Origin of the sequence: Herbiconiux sp. UC225_62 (assembly GCF_042694625.1) — a bacterium.
In the GTDB taxonomy this organism is placed as follows: Bacteria; Actinomycetota; Actinomycetes; order Actinomycetales; family Microbacteriaceae; genus Herbiconiux.
Window position 1 is genome coordinate 2,667,309 of record NZ_CP170551.1, and the last position, 15,671, is coordinate 2,682,979.

Below are 15,671 nucleotides of genomic sequence, written 5' to 3' on the forward strand. Positions count from 1 at the left end.
ACGCCGCTTCGCCCCCGTGGGTCGCGGCGTGTTCTGGCTTTTCGGCGGGGGAGGGGCGCGATAGCGTGGGGGTATGCCCGCACGCGACCATCCCGCCGTGGTGCGCGTGCGCGAAGCGCTCGGCGCGGGCGGCGCGACCGGCGAGATCGTGTGGCTCGATGACGCCGCCAGCACCGCGGTGCTCGCGGCCGAAGCGCTCGGGGTCGATGTGGGGGCCATCGCGAACTCGCTCGTGTTCCTGCTCGACGGGGAGCCGCTGCTCGTGCTCACCAGCGGCGCGCACCGGGTCGACACGGAGTGGCTCGGCGAACAGCTCGGCGGCACCATCACGCGGGCGAGCGCCGCCCAGGTGAAGGAAGCCACCGGCCAGGCCATCGGGGGAGTGGCTCCGGTGGGGCATCCTGCGCCGCTCCGCACCCTCGTCGATGTGGCGCTGGCCGCGCATCCGCAGGTCTGGGCCGCCGCCGGCGTCGCCCACACGGTGTACCCCACGACCTTCGACGAACTGGTGCGCGTCACCGGCGGAACCCCCGGCGCTGTGGTTTCCAGCATCGATTGAGGCGGAAATCCGCCCAACTTTCCGAAACTCGGGCCGATTAGCGCCTGATAAGCGCCCGCGCACGTACTGTGGCGTTGTGTGGCGTGCCGATAAGAAACGAGACTCAGACGATGTGTCGTCTGCAGCCGACTCCGTCGAGTCGGCTTGGGGTCGCAATGGCCGGTCTTCGTCCAACAGCCCGATAGGCCAGGTGTTCTCGACGGAGAGCCTCGTCGAACCGACCCGCGACCGCTGGCGAGAAGAGATCGCGTCGCTCGGCGGCGAGTCCCCGCTCATCGCGTTCGACGACTCCGCGCGGAGCCGCATCGAACTCAGCACCACGCATCCGGGCGGCCTCGCCCAGTTCATCACCGGCAACGCGACGCTGCTCTCGAGCCTCATCCGCGACGAGCTCGCCCTCCGCAACGCCCGCATCGCCGCCGGCGCCATCACCGACAAGGGCGTCGAACTCCGCTCCGTGCGCGGTATCGACTCGGTGCACCTCGCAATCGGCCTGGCCGAGTGGCGCGGCAAGGCCGACGGCGCCGACGACACCACCGAGAAGCAGTACCGCGCCCCCGTGCTGCTGCGCCCCATCTCGGTGCGCCGCTACGGGCGCGACTTCGAGCTGAAGCTCCGCGGCGTTCCGTTCGTCAACCCCGAGCTCGTGCGCGTGCTGCAAGACCAGTTCCAGATCACGGTCGACCGCGACGCGCTCGTCGCCCTCGCCGCTTCGAACGGCGTGTTCAAGCCGCAGCCTGTCATCGACCGCCTGCGCAGCCTCACCTCGCACCTGCCGTGGTTCCAGGTGCAGCCGCGCCTGGTCGTCTCCACCTTCGCCGACGTGGCCGGCGGGATGCTCGCCGACAGCACCGACATCTCGCACCCGGTTCTCGACGCCCTGGCCGGCAACCTCGCCTCGCGTCGCGCCGTGCAAGACGGCTACCACCCCGTCGACCCGTCGCCGCAGGACCACCGGGCGCCCTCCACCGACAACTTGCTGCTCGACGCCGACAGTGAGCAGGAGCACGTGATCGCCCAGATCTCGGGCGGCAACTCGATCGTGGTCAAGACCCTGCCGGGCACCGGTGGCACCCAGACCATCGTGAACGCCATCGGCGCCCTGGTCGCCCAGAACAAGCGCGTGCTCGTCGTGAGCCCGCGCCGCCTCAGCCTGGGCGGCATCAACCGCCGGCTCTCGGATGTCGGACTCCCCGGTGTGGCCGTGTCGCCGCGCACTCTGCGGCGCGACCTCATCCAGTCGATCGGCCGCAACGAGAAGGCGCAGCAACCCCGGGTCGCCGACGTCGACGAAGCGCTCGTTCGCCTGCGCAGCGTGCTCCTCGACTACCGTGCCTCGATGTCGCGGGTCGATCCGCTGCTCAAGGTCTCGGTGCTCGATGCGCTGCGCGAGCTCGCGCGCCTCGCGCTGCTCCCGAACCCGCCCGCCACCACGGCCCGACTCGACCGCGCGGCGCTCGAGTCGCTCGCCACCGGCCGGGGGAAGGCCGCCAAGACCCTCAGCCGCGCCGCCGAGCTGGGCCAGTTCCGCTACGGGCCCGACGACTCGCCCTGGTACGGCGCCCAGTTCTCCTCGAGCGACGACGCGCATCGCGCGCACCAGCTGGCCAAGCGCTTGAACACCACTGATCTTCCGCGCCTGCTCACCGGCGCCTACGAGCTCATCGGCCAGACCCGGATGCGCCCGTTCACCTCCCTGAACGAGCTCGGCACCTACCTGCGCCTCCTCGCCGACCTGCGCGAGACGCTCGACAAGTTCCTGCCGGTGGTCTTCGACCGCTCGCTGACCGACCTCATCGCGGCCACCAGTCCGCGACGCGACGCCCCGCAGCTGTCGTCCACGAGCCGTCGCCGGCTCAAGGCCCTGGCGAAGGAGTACGTGCGGCCCGGCGTGCACGTCGGCGACATCAACGACGCACTGCGCCGCATCCAGCAGCAGCGCACGCTCTGGTACCGCTTCGCGGCGGCCGGCATCCCGCCGGAGATCCCGATCGGCATCAACGACGTGCAGATCGCGTTCCAGCGCGTCACCGAAGATCTGGCGCAGCTCGACCTGCCGCTCGGTACGGTCGGCACCGCCCGCCAGCTCGCGGCCTTGCCGATCGACCAGCTCATCGGCATGATCGAGGGCCTCGCCGCCGACTCCGAGGTGCTCGCGAACCTGCAGGAGCGCACCTCCCTCCTCGACTCGCTGCGCGAGCACTCGCTCGACCCGCTGATGGTCGACCTGTCGAACCGTCACGTGCCGGAATCCGGCGTGGCCGACGAGCTCGAACTCGCCTGGTGGCAGTCGGTGCTCGAGATGATGCTCGCCGACGACCGGGCGTTGCTCGGCGCCAACACCGGCGTGCTCGACCGGCTGGAAGGCGACTTCCGGCTCGTCGACGAGGCGCACGCCTCCATGAACGGGCAGCTGCTCTCGTGGCAACTCGCCGAGACTTGGAGCGTCGGCCTGGTCGACCACCCCGACGAAGCAGCCGCGCTGAAGAGCCTGCTGCGCTCCGATCGCGTCGACTCCTTCTCCTTGCACGAGGCTGCTCCGCACCTCGGCAAGGTGCTCGCGCCGGTCTGGCTGGCGTCGCCCTACGAGGTCTCGCAGATCACGGATGCGATCACCTTCGACACTGTGATCCTGGTCGACGCCGGCGCCACCACTCTCGCCGAGAACGTGGGCGCCATCCGCCGCGGCCGCCAGGTGGTCGCGTTCGGTGACCCGGTGACGCAGACGCCCTCGCACTTCGAGATCGCGATCCGCCCCTTCGAAGAGCAGCGCGTGCGCTCGGTGGTGGATGCCGCGGCAGTCGACGAGCTGCACTCCGAGTCGGCGCTGGCGCGCCTCGCCGACATCGTGCCGACGCTCTCGCTCACCCGCAGCTACCGCGCCGGCGGCGAGGACCTCGCCGAACTCGTGAACCACCGTTTCTACGGCGGCAAGATCGACTCCCTGCCCTGGGCCGGAACGTTCCTCGGTCACGGCAGCCTGGCCCTCCACTACGTCGAGGGTCGCGGCGGCATGCCCGACTCCGAGAGCGGCGCGGTGGAGAGCGTCGACGCCGAGGTCGACGAGGTCGTGTCGCTCGTGCTCGACCACGCCATCAACTACCCGCGCGAATCGCTGATGGTCATCACGGCCTCGCCGAAGCACGCCGTGCGGGTGCAGCAGGCCGTACTCGCCGCGTTCGCGAAGCGGAGCGACCTGGCCGACTTCATCCTGAAGGAGCGTGCCGAACCGTTCATGGTGGCCACGCTCGAGCAGTCCGTCGCGCAGAGCCGGGACCGGGTCATCTTCTCGGTCGGCTACGGCAAGACCGCGCACGGACGGGTGCTCACCAACTTCGGCGGGCTCGCTCGTCCCGGCGGCGAGCGGTTGCTCGCGGTTGGTATGACGAGAGCCCGCCGATCCATGGACATCGTGTCGTGCTTCAACCCCTCCGACATCGACGAAGACCGGATGAACTTCGGGGTGGTCGCCCTGCGTCAGATCCTGCAGGAGGCCGAGAACGGGCCGACACCCGACACCTTCTCCAGCCCCGGCGACGCGTTGCTCATCGACCTCGCCCGCCGACTCGGTGCACGGGGACTGGATGTCGCGTTCGAGCACCGCGGCAAGCTCACCCTGGTGGCCTCGCACGACGGCCGAGCCATCGCGATCGAGACGGATGCGGTGGTGCACTCGACCTCGCTCCGCGAATCGCTGCGGCTGCGGCCCGACATGCTCCGCCGTCTGGGCTGGCACTACCTGCGGGTGCACTCCTTCGAGTTGTTCGCGAACCCGGAGGCCGTCGCCGCGCGCATCGCGAACGTGATCGGCGTGCGCGAGCTCTCCCTGGTGGAGACGTCACCCATCCACGTGCACATCTAGTCGGCCCGGGTCGGCGTAGGCTCGTCGGGTGACCGTACGCAAGACCGGGAGCCGTCGCGCCTCCACCGACCCGGTACCCGGCAGCGACCCGACGCCCCAGGCGAGCCGAGCGGATGCGCCGGTGCGGGCATCCGAAGACACGGACGAGTCGTGGGGCGATCGGCCGCGATCATCCGACGGCCCGAACGACGCCCGCCTCAAGCAGGACGTGCCGCCGCACTGGGGTTAGTGCTTGGGGGTGTGGGTCTCCGAGGAAAACGACGCGGAGGACTCGAGCGCAGCGGCCGCGTTCTGGCGGGCCAGGAGGTCGCGGATCTCGATGAGCAGCTCCGTCTCGGTGGGCGGCAGCTCTTCCTTCGTCTCTTCGAGCGACTCGGCGGGAGTCTTCTTGATGGCGAACGCCGCCTTCTTCAGGTGGTTGATCGGCAGCACGAAGACGAAGTACACCACCACGGCCACGAGCAGGAACTGGATGAGGGCCCCCAGCACCGAACCGAACTTGATGTCGGAGCCGTTCAGCGTCCACACCGCGACGTTCTCGAGATCGCTGGCGTCGAAGATCGCGGCGATCAGTGGGTTGAAGATGTTGGTGACGATCGCGTTGACGACCCCGGTGAACGCGGCTCCGATGACGACGGCGACCGCCAGGTCGATCACGTTTCCGCGCAGGATGAATTCTTTGAACCCCTTGAGCATTGTTCCAGCCTAGGTCGCGGGCGTCTTGGCCGGCGAACTGGGAGCGGGCGTCGACGACGCGCTCGAGGAGCTTCCGGACGAGCCGGAGGACGACGAATCCGACGACGATGACGACGACGAGGTGCTGCTCCCGCCGCCCGACGAGGGCTTCGCCCGCGAATCGGTGCGGTAGAACCCGGAGCCGTTGAAGGTCACGCCCACCGGGCTGAAGACCTTGCGCAGCTTGCCGCCGCAGACCGGGCAGTCGGTGAGGGTGTCATCGGTGAACGACTGCTGGATGTCGAACGCGTTCTCGCATTCCGTGCAGCGGTAGGAGTAAGTGGGCAATGAAGCCTCCGTGTGGATCGAGCGCCGCAGCGGGCGCGGTGCTCAGTTGGCGAACCGGATGATCCGTGTCGGGGTGACGGCGCCGTCGACCGGCGCGTCGTGCAGCTCGCGCGGCACCTCGTCAAGGATCTCATCGTCGAAGACGACGGCAAAAACGGGCGGGCAGTTCTCCATCGAGCCGAGCGTGCGGTCGAAGTACCCGCGCCCCCACCCCATGCGCGTGCCGTGCTCGTCGACGGCCGACGCCGGGATCAGGATGAGGTCGGCGTCGTTGATGGCGATCGGGCCCAGGATGCCGCCCACCGGCTCCGGGAGGCCGTAGAGGCCCTCGGTCTCGGTCTCGCCGTCGCCCTCGGCCCAGTCGAGCAGGCCGTCCTGGCGGGCGATCGGGAGCAGTACCCGGCGGCCGTCGGCGAGAGCCCAGTTGAGGAAGGGGCGGGTGTCGGGTTCGAAGGAGGTGGAGAGGTAGGCCGAGATGGTGCGCGCATCCGTCTCTTTCGCCAGGGCGATGAGGTTCTGGGTGAACCCGAGGTTCGCGGTGTCGACGACATGGGCGGGACGGGTGCGCCGGCGTTCACGCAGCTCGGCGCGCAGTGCCCGTTTGGCGTGGGCAACCTCGGAGGTCATGGCAGCAATTGTAAGTGGCGTATGAGACGAGTGTGTTTCAGCCCCGACATCTCGCTGTCACGAAACCTGGATACTCTTGACCCTCATGGGGACACATCTGACGAAAGCAGTCATTCCGGCGGCGGGTCTCGGCACCCGCTTCCTTCCGGCCACCAAGGCGATGCCCAAGGAGATGCTTCCGGTCGTCGACAAACCGGCCATCCAGTACGTCGTGGAAGAGGCGGTGGATGCCGGCCTGAACGACGTGCTCGTGGTCACGGGCCGCAACAAGGCGGCGATCGAGAACCACTTCGACCGGGTCACGGAACTCGAGTCGACACTGGAGCAGAAGGGCAAAGGCGACATGCTCCGGGTCGTCAACGAGTCGACGGCGCTCGCCGAGATGCACTACGTGCGCCAGGGCGATCCCCTCGGCCTCGGGCACGCGGTGCTGCGGTCGAAGATGCACGTCGGGCACGAGCCCTTCGCCGTGCTGCTCGGTGACGACATCATCGATGCGCGCGATCCGTTGCTGAGCCGGATGCTCGAGGTGCAGGTGGCGCGATCGGCCACCGTCATCGCACTCATGGAGGTCGACCCCTCGATGACGCACCTCTACGGTGTCGCCTCGGTCGAGGCCACCGACGAGGACGACCTGGTGCGCGTCACCGGACTGGTCGAGAAGCCCGAGCAGGGCACCTCTCCCTCGAACCTGGCGGTCATCGGGCGCTACGTGCTGCAGCCCGAGGTCTTCGAGATCCTCGAGAACACCCCGCCCGGAAAGGGTGGCGAGATCCAGCTCACGGATGCGTTGCTCACCCTGGCGGAGGACGTGTCGATCGCGGGCGGGGTCTACGGCGTGGTGTTCGGCGGCCGCCGCTACGACACCGGCGACAAGCTCGACTACATCAAGGCGATCGTGCAGCTCGCCGCCGAGCGCGACGACCTCGGGCCGGAGCTCCGGCCGTGGTTGAAGGGCTTCGTCGAGGGGCTGTAGACCCGCACCCGTCCGCGGCGCGTTCGCGACCCTCGGACGCGGTATCCTTCGAGCAATGTTTGTGCCCACACTCTCCGAGGGTCCGATCGCGATCCGGCCGATCCGCGTTCGCGACGCCAAACCGCTCGAACGCGAACTGATCGAGAACCGGTCGTGGCTCCGCAAGTGGGAGGCGACCAACCCGAACGGGCCCATGTCGTTCGACACGCGGGCGAGCATCCGCTCGTTGCAGGCGAACGCCCGGGCCGGGCTCGGGCTGCCGTTCATCCTCGAACACGAGGGAGAACTCGCCGGGCAGCTGAACGTCTCGTCGATCAGCTACGGCTCGGTGGCCTCCGCGTCGATCGGGTACTGGGTCTCGGAGCGGTTCGCGGGCAAGAACATCACGCCCGTCGGAGTGGCTCTCGCGGCGGACTACTGCTTCTACTCGGTCGGACTGCACCGCATCGAGATTTGCATCCGCCCCGAGAACGCGCCGAGCCTGCGCGTGGTGGAGAAGCTGGGGTTCCGTTACGAGGGGCTGCGGCGGCGCTACATCCACATCAACGGCGACTGGCGCGACCACTTCTGTTTCGCGCTGGTGCGCGAGGAGCTGCCCGTCGGTGTGCTGCGCCGCTGGCGCGAGGGCCGCGTGCCGGTGGGCGACGGCTCGGTTCCTCAGAGCGAGCGCACGGCGGCGCTCCGCCCGCTGCCGGTGCAGCCCCGCTGACCGGGAATTGCTGACAAAGTCCGAACACGCGCCCGCCGTGCCCGGGCTGCCGCGCTCCGCGCCCCTACCGTAGGGGCATGACCACAGAATGGCTCGGCGGAGGCTTCATGATCGCCCTCGCGGCGGTCCTGTGGCTCGTCTACCTCATTCCCTCGTGGTTCCGCTCGAGGCAGTACCTCGCCACCGAACGCAACGCCGTGCGTCTGCAGCAGACCCTGCGCATCCTCGCCGAGACCTCCGAAGTGCCGGAGGAGGTGCGGATCGAGGCGAACGCCCGGAGCATCGCCGAGCAGGAGCGCATCCTGAAGCACCGGGCCGCTCGACGGGAGGCGGAGGCCATCCCCGCCGCCGTGCGCACTGCCGACCGGCTGCGCCGCTCCCGTGCCGTCACCGCGGGTGTGCTCGCCCTCTCGGTCGCCGTGGCCGTGCTCGGCGGTATGCAGGCCGTGTACACGGGGGCCTGGATCATCCTGGTCGCCGGCGTCATCGCCTCCGTCGTCAGCGTGACCGTGCTCGTGAAGCTCGCCAGAGCGGGCCGGGGCTTGCGTCTGCCGCGCCCGGTCGAGTCGCCGGTGGCGCACCCGTTCGTCGACCACGCCGACGGCGACGACTCATCCCTCGACGAGGCGGATGATGCCGACGACGCGGATGTCGCCGAGGAGGACCCCTCGTCGTCCGACGGTGGCTGGGTGCCCGTCGCCGTGCCGCGCCCGCTCTACCTGGGTCGCGCGTCGGCCGCGCCCCTCGGGCTCTCGGACTCGTCGTTCGAGCCTGATGAGTTCGAGACCGGTGTGGCCGCGCTCACGATGGGCGAAGCGACGACCGAGGAGTCGGCGCGCCCGGCCGCCGCGAGCGCCGACGACGCGAACCGCGAGTCGCTCCGCCGGGCCGCCGCCGAGGCGGAGGAGGCGCTCCGTGTGCGCCTGGCAGCCGAGCACGAGGCCGTGGCCGAGCTGCCCGCACCCCGCGAGGCCGCTCCCGCAGCTCCCGCCCCTCCCTCCCGCTTCGCCCGCATGGGCATCGTCGACGACGACACCGCGTCACACCTCGACCTCGACGCCGTCCTCGCCCGTCGCCGCGCCGGCTGACCTCCCCTCCTCTGTCGATCCGTCACTTGTGGTCGCTTAGAGCGCGCCAGAGCGACCACAAGTGACGGATCGATGACGAGGTTCACCGCTCTCGGCACCGTTGCCGAGCGTGAAGGGGCGGCGTAGCGTGGACGGGGCATCCGAGCGAGAGGGATGGCCATGGGCGAGGTCGACGACAACCCGGTGACGAAGTACCCCGCCGAGGGGTTCCCCAAACAGCAGCAGGACCAGCCGGGGCTGATCGGCAAGACCGATCCGCGCCCCGACCACGGCGAAGAGAGCTACGTCGGCACGGGACGCCTGCATGGCCGGCACGCGCTGATCACCGGCGGCGACTCCGGCATCGGGCGCGCCGTCGCGATCGCGTACGCGCGCGAGGGCGCGGACGTCGCCATCTCCTACCTGCCCGAGGAGCAGGAGGATGCCGACGACACCGCCCGCTGGATCCGCGCCACCGAGCGTCGCGCCCTGCTACTCCCGGGCGACGCCCGCGACGAGAAGTACTCGACCGGCCTCGTGGAGCGTACCGTCGCCGAGTTCGGCGGCCTCGACATCCTGGTGCTCAACGCCGCCTACCAGGAGAACCGCGACGGGCTCGAGAACGTGCCCACCGAGGAGTTCGACCGGGTCTTCAAGACCAATCTCTACTCGATCATGTGGATCGCGCGCACGGCCATCCCGCACCTCAAGCCCGGGGCCTCGATCATCGTCACCTCGTCGATCCAGGCCTTCTCGCCGTCGCCGGCGCTCATCGACTACGCCATGACGAAGGCGGCTCAGGTGGCCTTCGTGAAGGCGCTGGCGCAACAGCTCGGCACTCGGGGCATCCGAGTCAACGGCGTGGCGCCCGGGCCCATCTGGACCCCGCTCATCCCGGCCACCTCGTGGCCCGACAAGCTGCCCACCTTCGGTCAGGACACCCCGCTCGGCCGCGCCGGGCAGCCCGCCGAGCTGGCGCCGGCCTACGTCTTCCTCGCCTCGCCCGAGGCCTCCTACGTCTCGGGCGCCATCGTCCCGGTCACGGGTGGCAAACCCCTGTGACTCGCGCGCATCCGGGTCGCACGACGACTGGACGGTGTCCGAGTTGAGGAAGCGCGCCAAGGAGATCGGCCTGAACGGGTGGAAGCGCTGCGCGATTCGTGAGGCCGATGCGCGGCCCGCGGCGACATATGCCGCTCGGGACATGAGTCAGCCTCATATGATGACTGCATGAGCGACGACGCCGCGATTCGGATGCCTGTCACACCCACTCGGGAGTCGTCGCGCGCCGCGAGCGCCACTTCCTCGATCGACCTCTCGAAGCGCGATCTCACCCTCGACCTGGCGCGCGTGTTCTGCGTGCTGCTCGTGGTGGTGATCCACCTGTTGATGGTGGGCGTGGGCTTCGGTCCCGACGGCGCCGTCGAGGTGTCGCGGCCGCTCGAGGCGCAGTGGTGGTTCGCGCCGGTCACCTGGGCCGGGCAGATCATGCCGCTGTTCTTCGTGGTCGGCGGGTTCGCCGCGATCACCGCCTGGCGGAGTCTCACACGGCGAGGGGGCACCGCGGGCGACTACGTGCGCAATCGCGTGCTTCGGCTCGCGCAGCCGGCGCTGCCGTTGTTCCTCTTCTACGTGGTGGTGATCGGCGGCGCGCGCGTCATCGGGATCGATCCGCAGCTCGTCGACGTGGCCGTGGTGGGTGCCGCCTCGCCGCTCTGGTTCCTCGCGGCGTACACGCTCTGCCAGGCACTCGTGCCGCTCATGGTGTCGTGGCACCTGCGGGCGCCTCGCGCGACGCTGATGGTGCTGCTCGCCGGAGCCGTGGTCGTCGATGCGCTGCGGTACGGAACCGGGGTCGAGGAGATCGGCCTCGCCAACCTGTTCTTCGTCTGGCTGCTCGTGCAGCAGCTCGGCTTCTGGTACGCCGACGGCTGGTTCGCCGCCCGTCGCTGGTGGACGCTCGTGGCCATCGCCGCTGTCGCCTATGCGAGCCTCGTGCCGATGACGGTGTGGGGTCCGTACTCCGACGACATGCTGACGAACCTCAACCCGCCCACCCTGCCGCTGGTGGCGCTCGCGGTCGCACAGGCATGCATCCTGAAGCTGTTGCGGCCGGCGCTCGCGAAGCTGATGAACACGCATGCGGCGCGGGCCTTCGTGTTCGTGATCGGCACCCGGTTGATGACGATCTACCTCTGGCACCTGCCCGTCATCCTCATCCTCTCCGGAGTCGCGCTGCTCATCCCAGGCGCGAGTCCGGCGCCCGCGAGCCTGGCCTGGTGGTGGACCCGACCGGTGATGTTCGTGCTGGTGATGGCCGCGGTGTTCGGGCTCTCGTTCCTCGTGGGGCGCTTCGAAGCACCCCGCGAGGTGGGCGTCACACCGCCCACCGGGGTGGTGGCGTTGGCCACGGTGCTGGCCTTCGTGCCGCCCTTCCTGGTGATGGAGTTCTTCATGGATCTGCCGATCGCGATCATCGGGAGCGTGCTGCTGTCGGCGGCCATCCTGCTGCTCGGGCGGTGGCCGGCGACCCGTCCGTCGCCCAGTTCGCGTTCCGCGGCTTTTTCGTCGTAAACTGTCTGGGTTGTCGCGAAAGCGTCAGCGGGGCTATGGCGCAGTTGGTAGCGCGTCTCGTTCGCAATGAGAAGGTCCGGGGTTCGAATCCCCGTAGCTCCACTGGTAGAAGGGCCCCGAGATTCCAACGATCTCGGGGCCTTCTGCTTGCTCACGATCGAGCCGTGTCGTTGGAGATCGTCCCTGAATCGTCCCCGGCGTGTTCAGCGAGTATCGCGTTGATCCGTGCGATTGCCACGATATCGGCGTCCGTCCCCATGAAGTGTGAATAGAGATCTACGGTCAGGGTCATGGAGGCGTGACCGAGCCAAGTCTGGACGGTCTTGGGATCGACCCCGTTGGAGAGCCAGATCGTCGCAGCGGTGTGCCGCAGATCGTGGATGCGCCGACCGCGGGCATGCTTGGCCCACCGGACGCGACGGGTCCAGTTCTTTCCCCCGGTACGGTTCCCCGCGGCGTTTGCGAATAGCAGTTCATCCGGACCCTTGTCCTGCTTCCACGCGTGAAAAATGGGCAGCAGCTCCTCTGCGAGCGGGACTGTCCTCGCTTTGCCGCCTTTGGTCGTGTTCCGAATTATCTGGCCGTCGGGTCCGGATCGACTGATTCGGATCGCTGGGTAGGGGAGGTCCTGCACGTCACGTACTCGCAGTGCCATCGCTTCGCCCCAGCGAATTCCTGTCAGCCCGAGTACGAGAGCTAGGTCGGCCCAACGATCGCTTTCCTCCTTGAGCTTGCCGTAGACCTCATGCAGCTCCCTGACGGTGAACGGGTACACCTCGTGAGCTTCGCCAGCACGACCCAACGGCACTCGTGCAGCCTTGGCGGGATTGTCCACGATGATTCGCTCACGAACACACCATGAGAAGAACGACGAGAGGGACGCGCGGAAACGGACGAGTGAGCCGCTGCCGACGTGCTTCGAGGCATCGAGCAGCAGGGCTTCGACATCCGATGACCGGACGCTACCAAGTGGGAAGCCGACAACGCGCTTGGTTACGTACGTTCGCGTCAGGTACTCGTCTGTTTGGTAGGTCTTTCCGCTGACCGATTGCTGTCTCATCACAAGCCAGCGCGCCAGGGCTGATCCAACCGACTCCTGCCCGAGCTTTGGGTCGATCCAGTCGCCCGATTGCAGCCTGCGCTTCTGATCGGCTTCCCATCGGGCCGCGTCAGCACGTCTGTCGAACGTCCGCGAGGCAACGACTCGACCATGGGCCTTGACCCGGACTCTCCAGGTTCCCTGGGCGGTCTTGTTGATCATGCGGCCGATCCCGCTTCTCGGTTCTCGATCCACGAGTTAATGGCCGACATCCGATAGCGCGCTACGCCTCTGATGAGGATGAATGAAGGCCCGGTGCCGTCATGGCGCATGCGAGACAGCGTCGAGACGGACACGTTGAGGTACGCGGCAAGCGCGCGGCTATCGAGCAAAGAGCCCGATAGGATATGTTCAGCATTTACACCGGTAACGTACGGTTCTCGTTTAGCGTTCATACAGACTATTTGAGCAGGCGTAAGCGCATTGCTGTCGAAAAATGGTTTCGACCGATCTAGAGATGCGAAAGGGTCACCTGTTCCCGCGAGCAGGTGACCCCGACTGGCTTCCAATGCAGCGCAGCTCCAGGAATGCGCTGCTCGCGACTGCGACAGTCAAACTCGACGATTTCGACCCTTAGTCGAGTTCTCGAAGTCTTTGTAGCGTGCGACTCGCGCGATGTACAGCCCCGACGTGAAATTGCTCAATGAGATCGAAAATTCTCGTGCTAACCTCAAATCGCTCCGAACACCTAAAAACATTCACGCGGCATTTAAAACATTCACGAGACACGGGCGGGGCACCCGGGTTCGTAATCTGCGGTCCGGGATCAGTCATCGAAAGATTGGCCTCGTGGTGAAAAAGTTTGAAGTGCTCGTTTCGAATCGTTGGATCGTCGGCGAGCAGGTGCTCTGCGACGACAGGTCCTGGCTGCAGGGTTGGCGCCTGGTCGTGGCTCGCCGCCTGCTGCGGTCTGTGCTCGGTCGTCCGACCGGGAACTGTGTGTATCTGATTACTGCGCTCGATCGCGAGCCGGAGTGGGCTGACGCCTAACCGGATCGGTGTCGCGTTCTCGCGGAGAACCTACTCAGTCCTCGACTGACACGGCTGATCGCCGTGGGTTCCCCGCGAGGCGCTTTCGCGCGCACGCGACACTCTCTTCCGGTTAGCCAATCCGTAGTCAGACGATCGGCAAAGCCTTGCGCCTACGGCGCATCCTCTGACGACGGAGTTCTTGACGAGTCTTCGGCGGCGAAATGTCCGGCGAAGAACGGGGCTTACAGTTCTCGCGTCTTAGCGACGTAGAGAGGAAGCAATGAATCAGGTCCGTGTGGATCAGCAGGAAGATCGGCGTCTTCGCTGGCGCATGATGGCGATGCAGTGGGCGATCGGATCGGGGCGAGGAACGCAGCTCTGCTCCAAGTATCGACAGACAACGCGCAATGGCGATATTTCTACCGACGACTCCGTGGCGCCCGACTGGGTGCAGACGATGGGTCGATTCCGCGAGGTCGGAGCCGAGATCACCCCTGTCGCAGAGCACATCAAGGGCCTCATCGCGTGCAACTGCACGTCTTGCGTCATACACGGTCCGCAGATTGCACGGGCGCATATGGTCCGGCTGACGAAAATGCTTCGGTATCACATGGGTTACGTCGAAAAGGGCTATCGGGCGTACCTCATCACGTTCACGACAAGGCATAGCGTGGACGACCGGCTCGACGACCTGATGACGGCGGTCAAGAAGGGAATGGCCAGAGTGACCGGGGGATCGTCCTGGGAGCGTGACCGCCGGGACTTCGGAATAGCAGGATATGTACTTGGTACGGAAGTGCCTCGAAGCATCGAGAACGGCTGGCATCCGCATGTGCATGCGATCGTCATGACAACGAGAGAGTGGGACAAGGAGGAGTTCGAACTCCTCGAGGGGCGTCTGTTCGATCGTTGGTCGGCAGGCCTTCTCAAATCGGGCGCTCCAGGTATCAAGCCTCCGTCGCGAGATCGAGGTATTGATGTCCGTCGAATCAGTAGCTGGCGAGGTGTGCCTGCCTACCTCGTCAAGATGGGTGCTGAGATTAGAGCGGCCGATGTCGGCGATACAGATGCTGAGATTGATCGCGTCAATCGGGCGCTCATCGGTGCCGCAAGTGAGATCACGCGTGGAGATCACAAGAGCGGTCGAACCGTCGGTACTGAGTCACTTCGAGACATCGAGGTCCGCACCCTTGACGCGTGGGAGCAACATCCCTGGAAGATTCCCCGACTCAAAGCGGGAGACCACATCAGGCAGCGCGAGGGAGTTCAGAAGTTCTTCATCGAGACAAGAGCTGGCGAGCGACTAAGCCTCAGGGTTCCGAAGGAAGGCCGCGATCTGCTGGAATACCAAGTCGCTATGCGGCGGCGCAATCTCATCACGTATGCGCACCACCGGGAGAGTCCGGCGACAGTCGAAGACGAGCATTGGAACAGAGTTCTCGCAGCGGGTAACTCGCACGAGGATAACTTGAGACGGGTACCGATCGACTTCGGCGACGATGAAGTCGAGTACTGGATGGACCCACTGAGTGGCGAGATCGTGTCAGATGAGACGTCGGAAAATGATCAGTCGATCATTGGGACCGAGACTGGTATGGCGTTCATGCGGGGAACGCATTTCGACGAGCGTTGCCGATTCAACGCCGCAATGCGCTGCCAGTGGTTCGAAGCAAACGATGCCGGCGACGAGGCAGTGCTCGAGTTCGGCAGGCTTCACGGATGGGACGTTATCACTCGCTCCGAATATCTCTGGATCATGTCGGACTTCAGGCTTAGTCTGCATCAGGACTTCAATACTCTGACGTCACGGCGGGTCGAGAGACGGCACCCCGGTATCGACGAGGACCATGTCAATGACTTGGTGGTGGGGATCATGCTGGAGCGGGCTTGGCCTGAGCTTGTGGCTCGAAGAAGCAACGCTAAGTATGAGATTTACCAAGGGCTGACGCCTGGTCGCATCACCGCTGAGAGAGAACTTCCGAATCCTGATCGGCCGAGGCGCCGCAGAGCGGCTCTTTCGGACGCTTTCGCTAGCGCGACGCGACCGAAAGCACGGCGCGATCAGGTTTTCTACGACGACGAGTGGTATTGATTCTTCACTGATCGCGCATTGCTGGGCAACCTGAGCGCCGCTAGGAGAGCGATCGATCGAGATATCGCCCGACGTTCTCCTAGGGCCTCAAATCGCCGCTGATCGCTTCGC

At 66.7% G+C, this 15,671-nt stretch carries 15 protein-coding genes and 1 tRNA gene; 11 read left to right on the forward strand and 5 right to left on the reverse strand.

The window, feature by feature from the left end:
• Positions 1-73 precede the first annotated feature (73 nt).
• From ACFJGU_RS12995 to ACFJGU_RS13005, 3 genes are all read left to right on the forward strand, one after another.
• Entirely contained in the window at positions 74-559 is a 486-nt protein-coding gene (locus ACFJGU_RS12995; protein ID WP_382303925.1) for a YbaK/EbsC family protein, read from the forward strand.
• 76 nt (positions 560-635) lie between these two features.
• Positions 636-4,421 carry an AAA family ATPase gene (locus ACFJGU_RS13000; protein WP_382303926.1) on the forward strand — a complete coding sequence of 1,262 codons (3,786 nt, stop codon included), beginning with the start codon at positions 636-638 and terminating at the stop codon, positions 4,419-4,421.
• 28 nt (positions 4,422-4,449) lie between these two features.
• Complete coding sequence (locus ACFJGU_RS13005) at positions 4,450-4,650, forward strand: hypothetical protein (RefSeq protein ID WP_382303927.1); 201 nt, start codon at positions 4,450-4,452, stop codon at positions 4,648-4,650.
• On the opposite strand, the gene mscL is transcribed toward ACFJGU_RS13005, so the two are convergent.
• The 3 genes from mscL to ACFJGU_RS13020 are packed head-to-tail and all read right to left on the reverse strand — an operon-like array spanning position 4,647 to position 6,071.
• A complete protein-coding gene (gene mscL / locus ACFJGU_RS13010; RefSeq protein WP_382303928.1) occupies positions 4,647-5,117 on the reverse strand; it encodes a large conductance mechanosensitive channel protein MscL in 471 nt (156 codons plus the stop codon). The two genes, ACFJGU_RS13005 and mscL, sit on opposite strands and share 4 nt — an antisense overlap.
• A gap of 9 nt (positions 5,118-5,126) precedes the next feature.
• Entirely contained in the window at positions 5,127-5,444 is a 318-nt protein-coding gene (locus tag ACFJGU_RS13015; protein WP_382303929.1) for an FmdB family zinc ribbon protein, read from the reverse strand.
• 42 nt (positions 5,445-5,486) lie between these two features.
• Positions 5,487-6,071: a 5-formyltetrahydrofolate cyclo-ligase gene (locus ACFJGU_RS13020; protein WP_382303930.1), complete on the reverse strand. Its 585-nt coding sequence runs from the start codon at positions 6,069-6,071 to the stop codon at positions 5,487-5,489.
• A gap of 85 nt (positions 6,072-6,156) precedes the next feature.
• On the opposite strand from ACFJGU_RS13020, the gene galU reads away from it, so the two are divergent.
• The 6 genes from galU (at position 6,157) to ACFJGU_RS13050 (ending at position 11,499) form a co-directional block, all read left to right on the forward strand.
• Complete coding sequence (gene galU, locus ACFJGU_RS13025; protein ID WP_382303931.1) at positions 6,157-7,047, forward strand: UTP--glucose-1-phosphate uridylyltransferase GalU; 891 nt, start codon at positions 6,157-6,159, stop codon at positions 7,045-7,047.
• A 55-nt stretch (positions 7,048-7,102) separates the two neighbouring features.
• The gene (locus ACFJGU_RS13030) at positions 7,103-7,756 is read left to right on the forward strand and encodes a GNAT family N-acetyltransferase (RefSeq protein ID WP_382303932.1); all 654 of its coding nucleotides are present in this window, start codon (positions 7,103-7,105) and stop codon (positions 7,754-7,756) included.
• A 77-nt stretch (positions 7,757-7,833) separates the two neighbouring features.
• Entirely contained in the window at positions 7,834-8,844 is a 1,011-nt protein-coding gene (locus tag ACFJGU_RS13035) for a hypothetical protein (protein WP_382303933.1), read from the forward strand.
• A gap of 159 nt (positions 8,845-9,003) precedes the next feature.
• A complete protein-coding gene (locus ACFJGU_RS13040; protein ID WP_382303934.1) occupies positions 9,004-9,885 on the forward strand; it encodes an SDR family oxidoreductase in 882 nt (293 codons plus the stop codon).
• 168 nt (positions 9,886-10,053) lie between these two features.
• Complete coding sequence (locus tag ACFJGU_RS13045; protein ID WP_382303935.1) at positions 10,054-11,397, forward strand: acyltransferase; 1,344 nt, start codon at positions 10,054-10,056, stop codon at positions 11,395-11,397.
• A gap of 29 nt (positions 11,398-11,426) precedes the next feature.
• Positions 11,427-11,499, forward strand: a tRNA-Ala gene (locus tag ACFJGU_RS13050).
• Positions 11,500-11,548: 49 nt separating this feature from the next.
• Here ACFJGU_RS13050 and ACFJGU_RS13055 read toward each other — a convergent pair.
• Both ACFJGU_RS13055 and ACFJGU_RS13060 read right to left on the reverse strand, forming a co-directional pair.
• Positions 11,549-12,658, reverse strand: a complete 1,110-nt coding sequence (locus tag ACFJGU_RS13055) for a tyrosine-type recombinase/integrase (RefSeq protein ID WP_382303936.1) — start codon at positions 12,656-12,658, stop codon at positions 11,549-11,551.
• Complete coding sequence (locus ACFJGU_RS13060; protein ID WP_382303937.1) at positions 12,655-12,891, reverse strand: helix-turn-helix transcriptional regulator; 237 nt, start codon at positions 12,889-12,891, stop codon at positions 12,655-12,657. Before ACFJGU_RS13060 ends, ACFJGU_RS13055 begins: the two co-directional genes overlap by 4 nt.
• Before the next feature lie 220 nt (positions 12,892-13,111).
• Here ACFJGU_RS13060 and ACFJGU_RS13065 point away from each other — a divergent pair, with 220 nt between their 5' ends.
• Together ACFJGU_RS13065 and ACFJGU_RS13070 are read left to right on the forward strand one after the other, a co-directional pair.
• Positions 13,112-13,486 carry a hypothetical protein gene (locus ACFJGU_RS13065; protein WP_382303938.1) on the forward strand — a complete coding sequence of 125 codons (375 nt, stop codon included), beginning with the start codon at positions 13,112-13,114 and terminating at the stop codon, positions 13,484-13,486.
• 262 nt (positions 13,487-13,748) lie between these two features.
• Positions 13,749-15,560 carry a hypothetical protein gene (locus ACFJGU_RS13070; protein ID WP_382303939.1) on the forward strand — a complete coding sequence of 604 codons (1,812 nt, stop codon included), beginning with the start codon at positions 13,749-13,751 and terminating at the stop codon, positions 15,558-15,560.
• Positions 15,561-15,671 lie beyond the last annotated feature (111 nt).

Excerpts from the sequence above, each read along its gene's own strand:
- ACFJGU_RS13065 (WP_382303938.1), top strand. The coding sequence starts at position 13,112 with ATGTACAGCCCCGACGTGAAATTGCTCAATGAGATCGAAAATTCTCGT.
- ACFJGU_RS13055 (WP_382303936.1), bottom strand. The coding sequence starts at position 12,658 with ATGATCAACAAGACCGCCCAGGGAACCTGGAGAGTCCGGGTCAAGGCC.
- galU (WP_382303931.1), top strand. The coding sequence starts at position 6,157 with ATGGGGACACATCTGACGAAAGCAGTCATTCCGGCGGCGGGTCTCGGC.
- ACFJGU_RS13030 (WP_382303932.1), top strand. The coding sequence starts at position 7,103 with ATGTTTGTGCCCACACTCTCCGAGGGTCCGATCGCGATCCGGCCGATC.
- ACFJGU_RS13045 (WP_382303935.1), top strand. The coding sequence starts at position 10,054 with ATGAGCGACGACGCCGCGATTCGGATGCCTGTCACACCCACTCGGGAG.
- ACFJGU_RS13020 (WP_382303930.1), bottom strand. The coding sequence starts at position 6,071 with ATGACCTCCGAGGTTGCCCACGCCAAACGGGCACTGCGCGCCGAGCTG.
- ACFJGU_RS13070 (WP_382303939.1), top strand. The coding sequence starts at position 13,749 with ATGAATCAGGTCCGTGTGGATCAGCAGGAAGATCGGCGTCTTCGCTGG.
- ACFJGU_RS13060 (WP_382303937.1), bottom strand. The coding sequence starts at position 12,891 with ATGAACGCTAAACGAGAACCGTACGTTACCGGTGTAAATGCTGAACAT.
- mscL (WP_382303928.1), bottom strand. The coding sequence starts at position 5,117 with ATGCTCAAGGGGTTCAAAGAATTCATCCTGCGCGGAAACGTGATCGAC.
- ACFJGU_RS13040 (WP_382303934.1), top strand. The coding sequence starts at position 9,004 with ATGGGCGAGGTCGACGACAACCCGGTGACGAAGTACCCCGCCGAGGGG.
- ACFJGU_RS12995 (WP_382303925.1), top strand. The coding sequence starts at position 74 with ATGCCCGCACGCGACCATCCCGCCGTGGTGCGCGTGCGCGAAGCGCTC.
- ACFJGU_RS13035 (WP_382303933.1), top strand. The coding sequence starts at position 7,834 with ATGACCACAGAATGGCTCGGCGGAGGCTTCATGATCGCCCTCGCGGCG.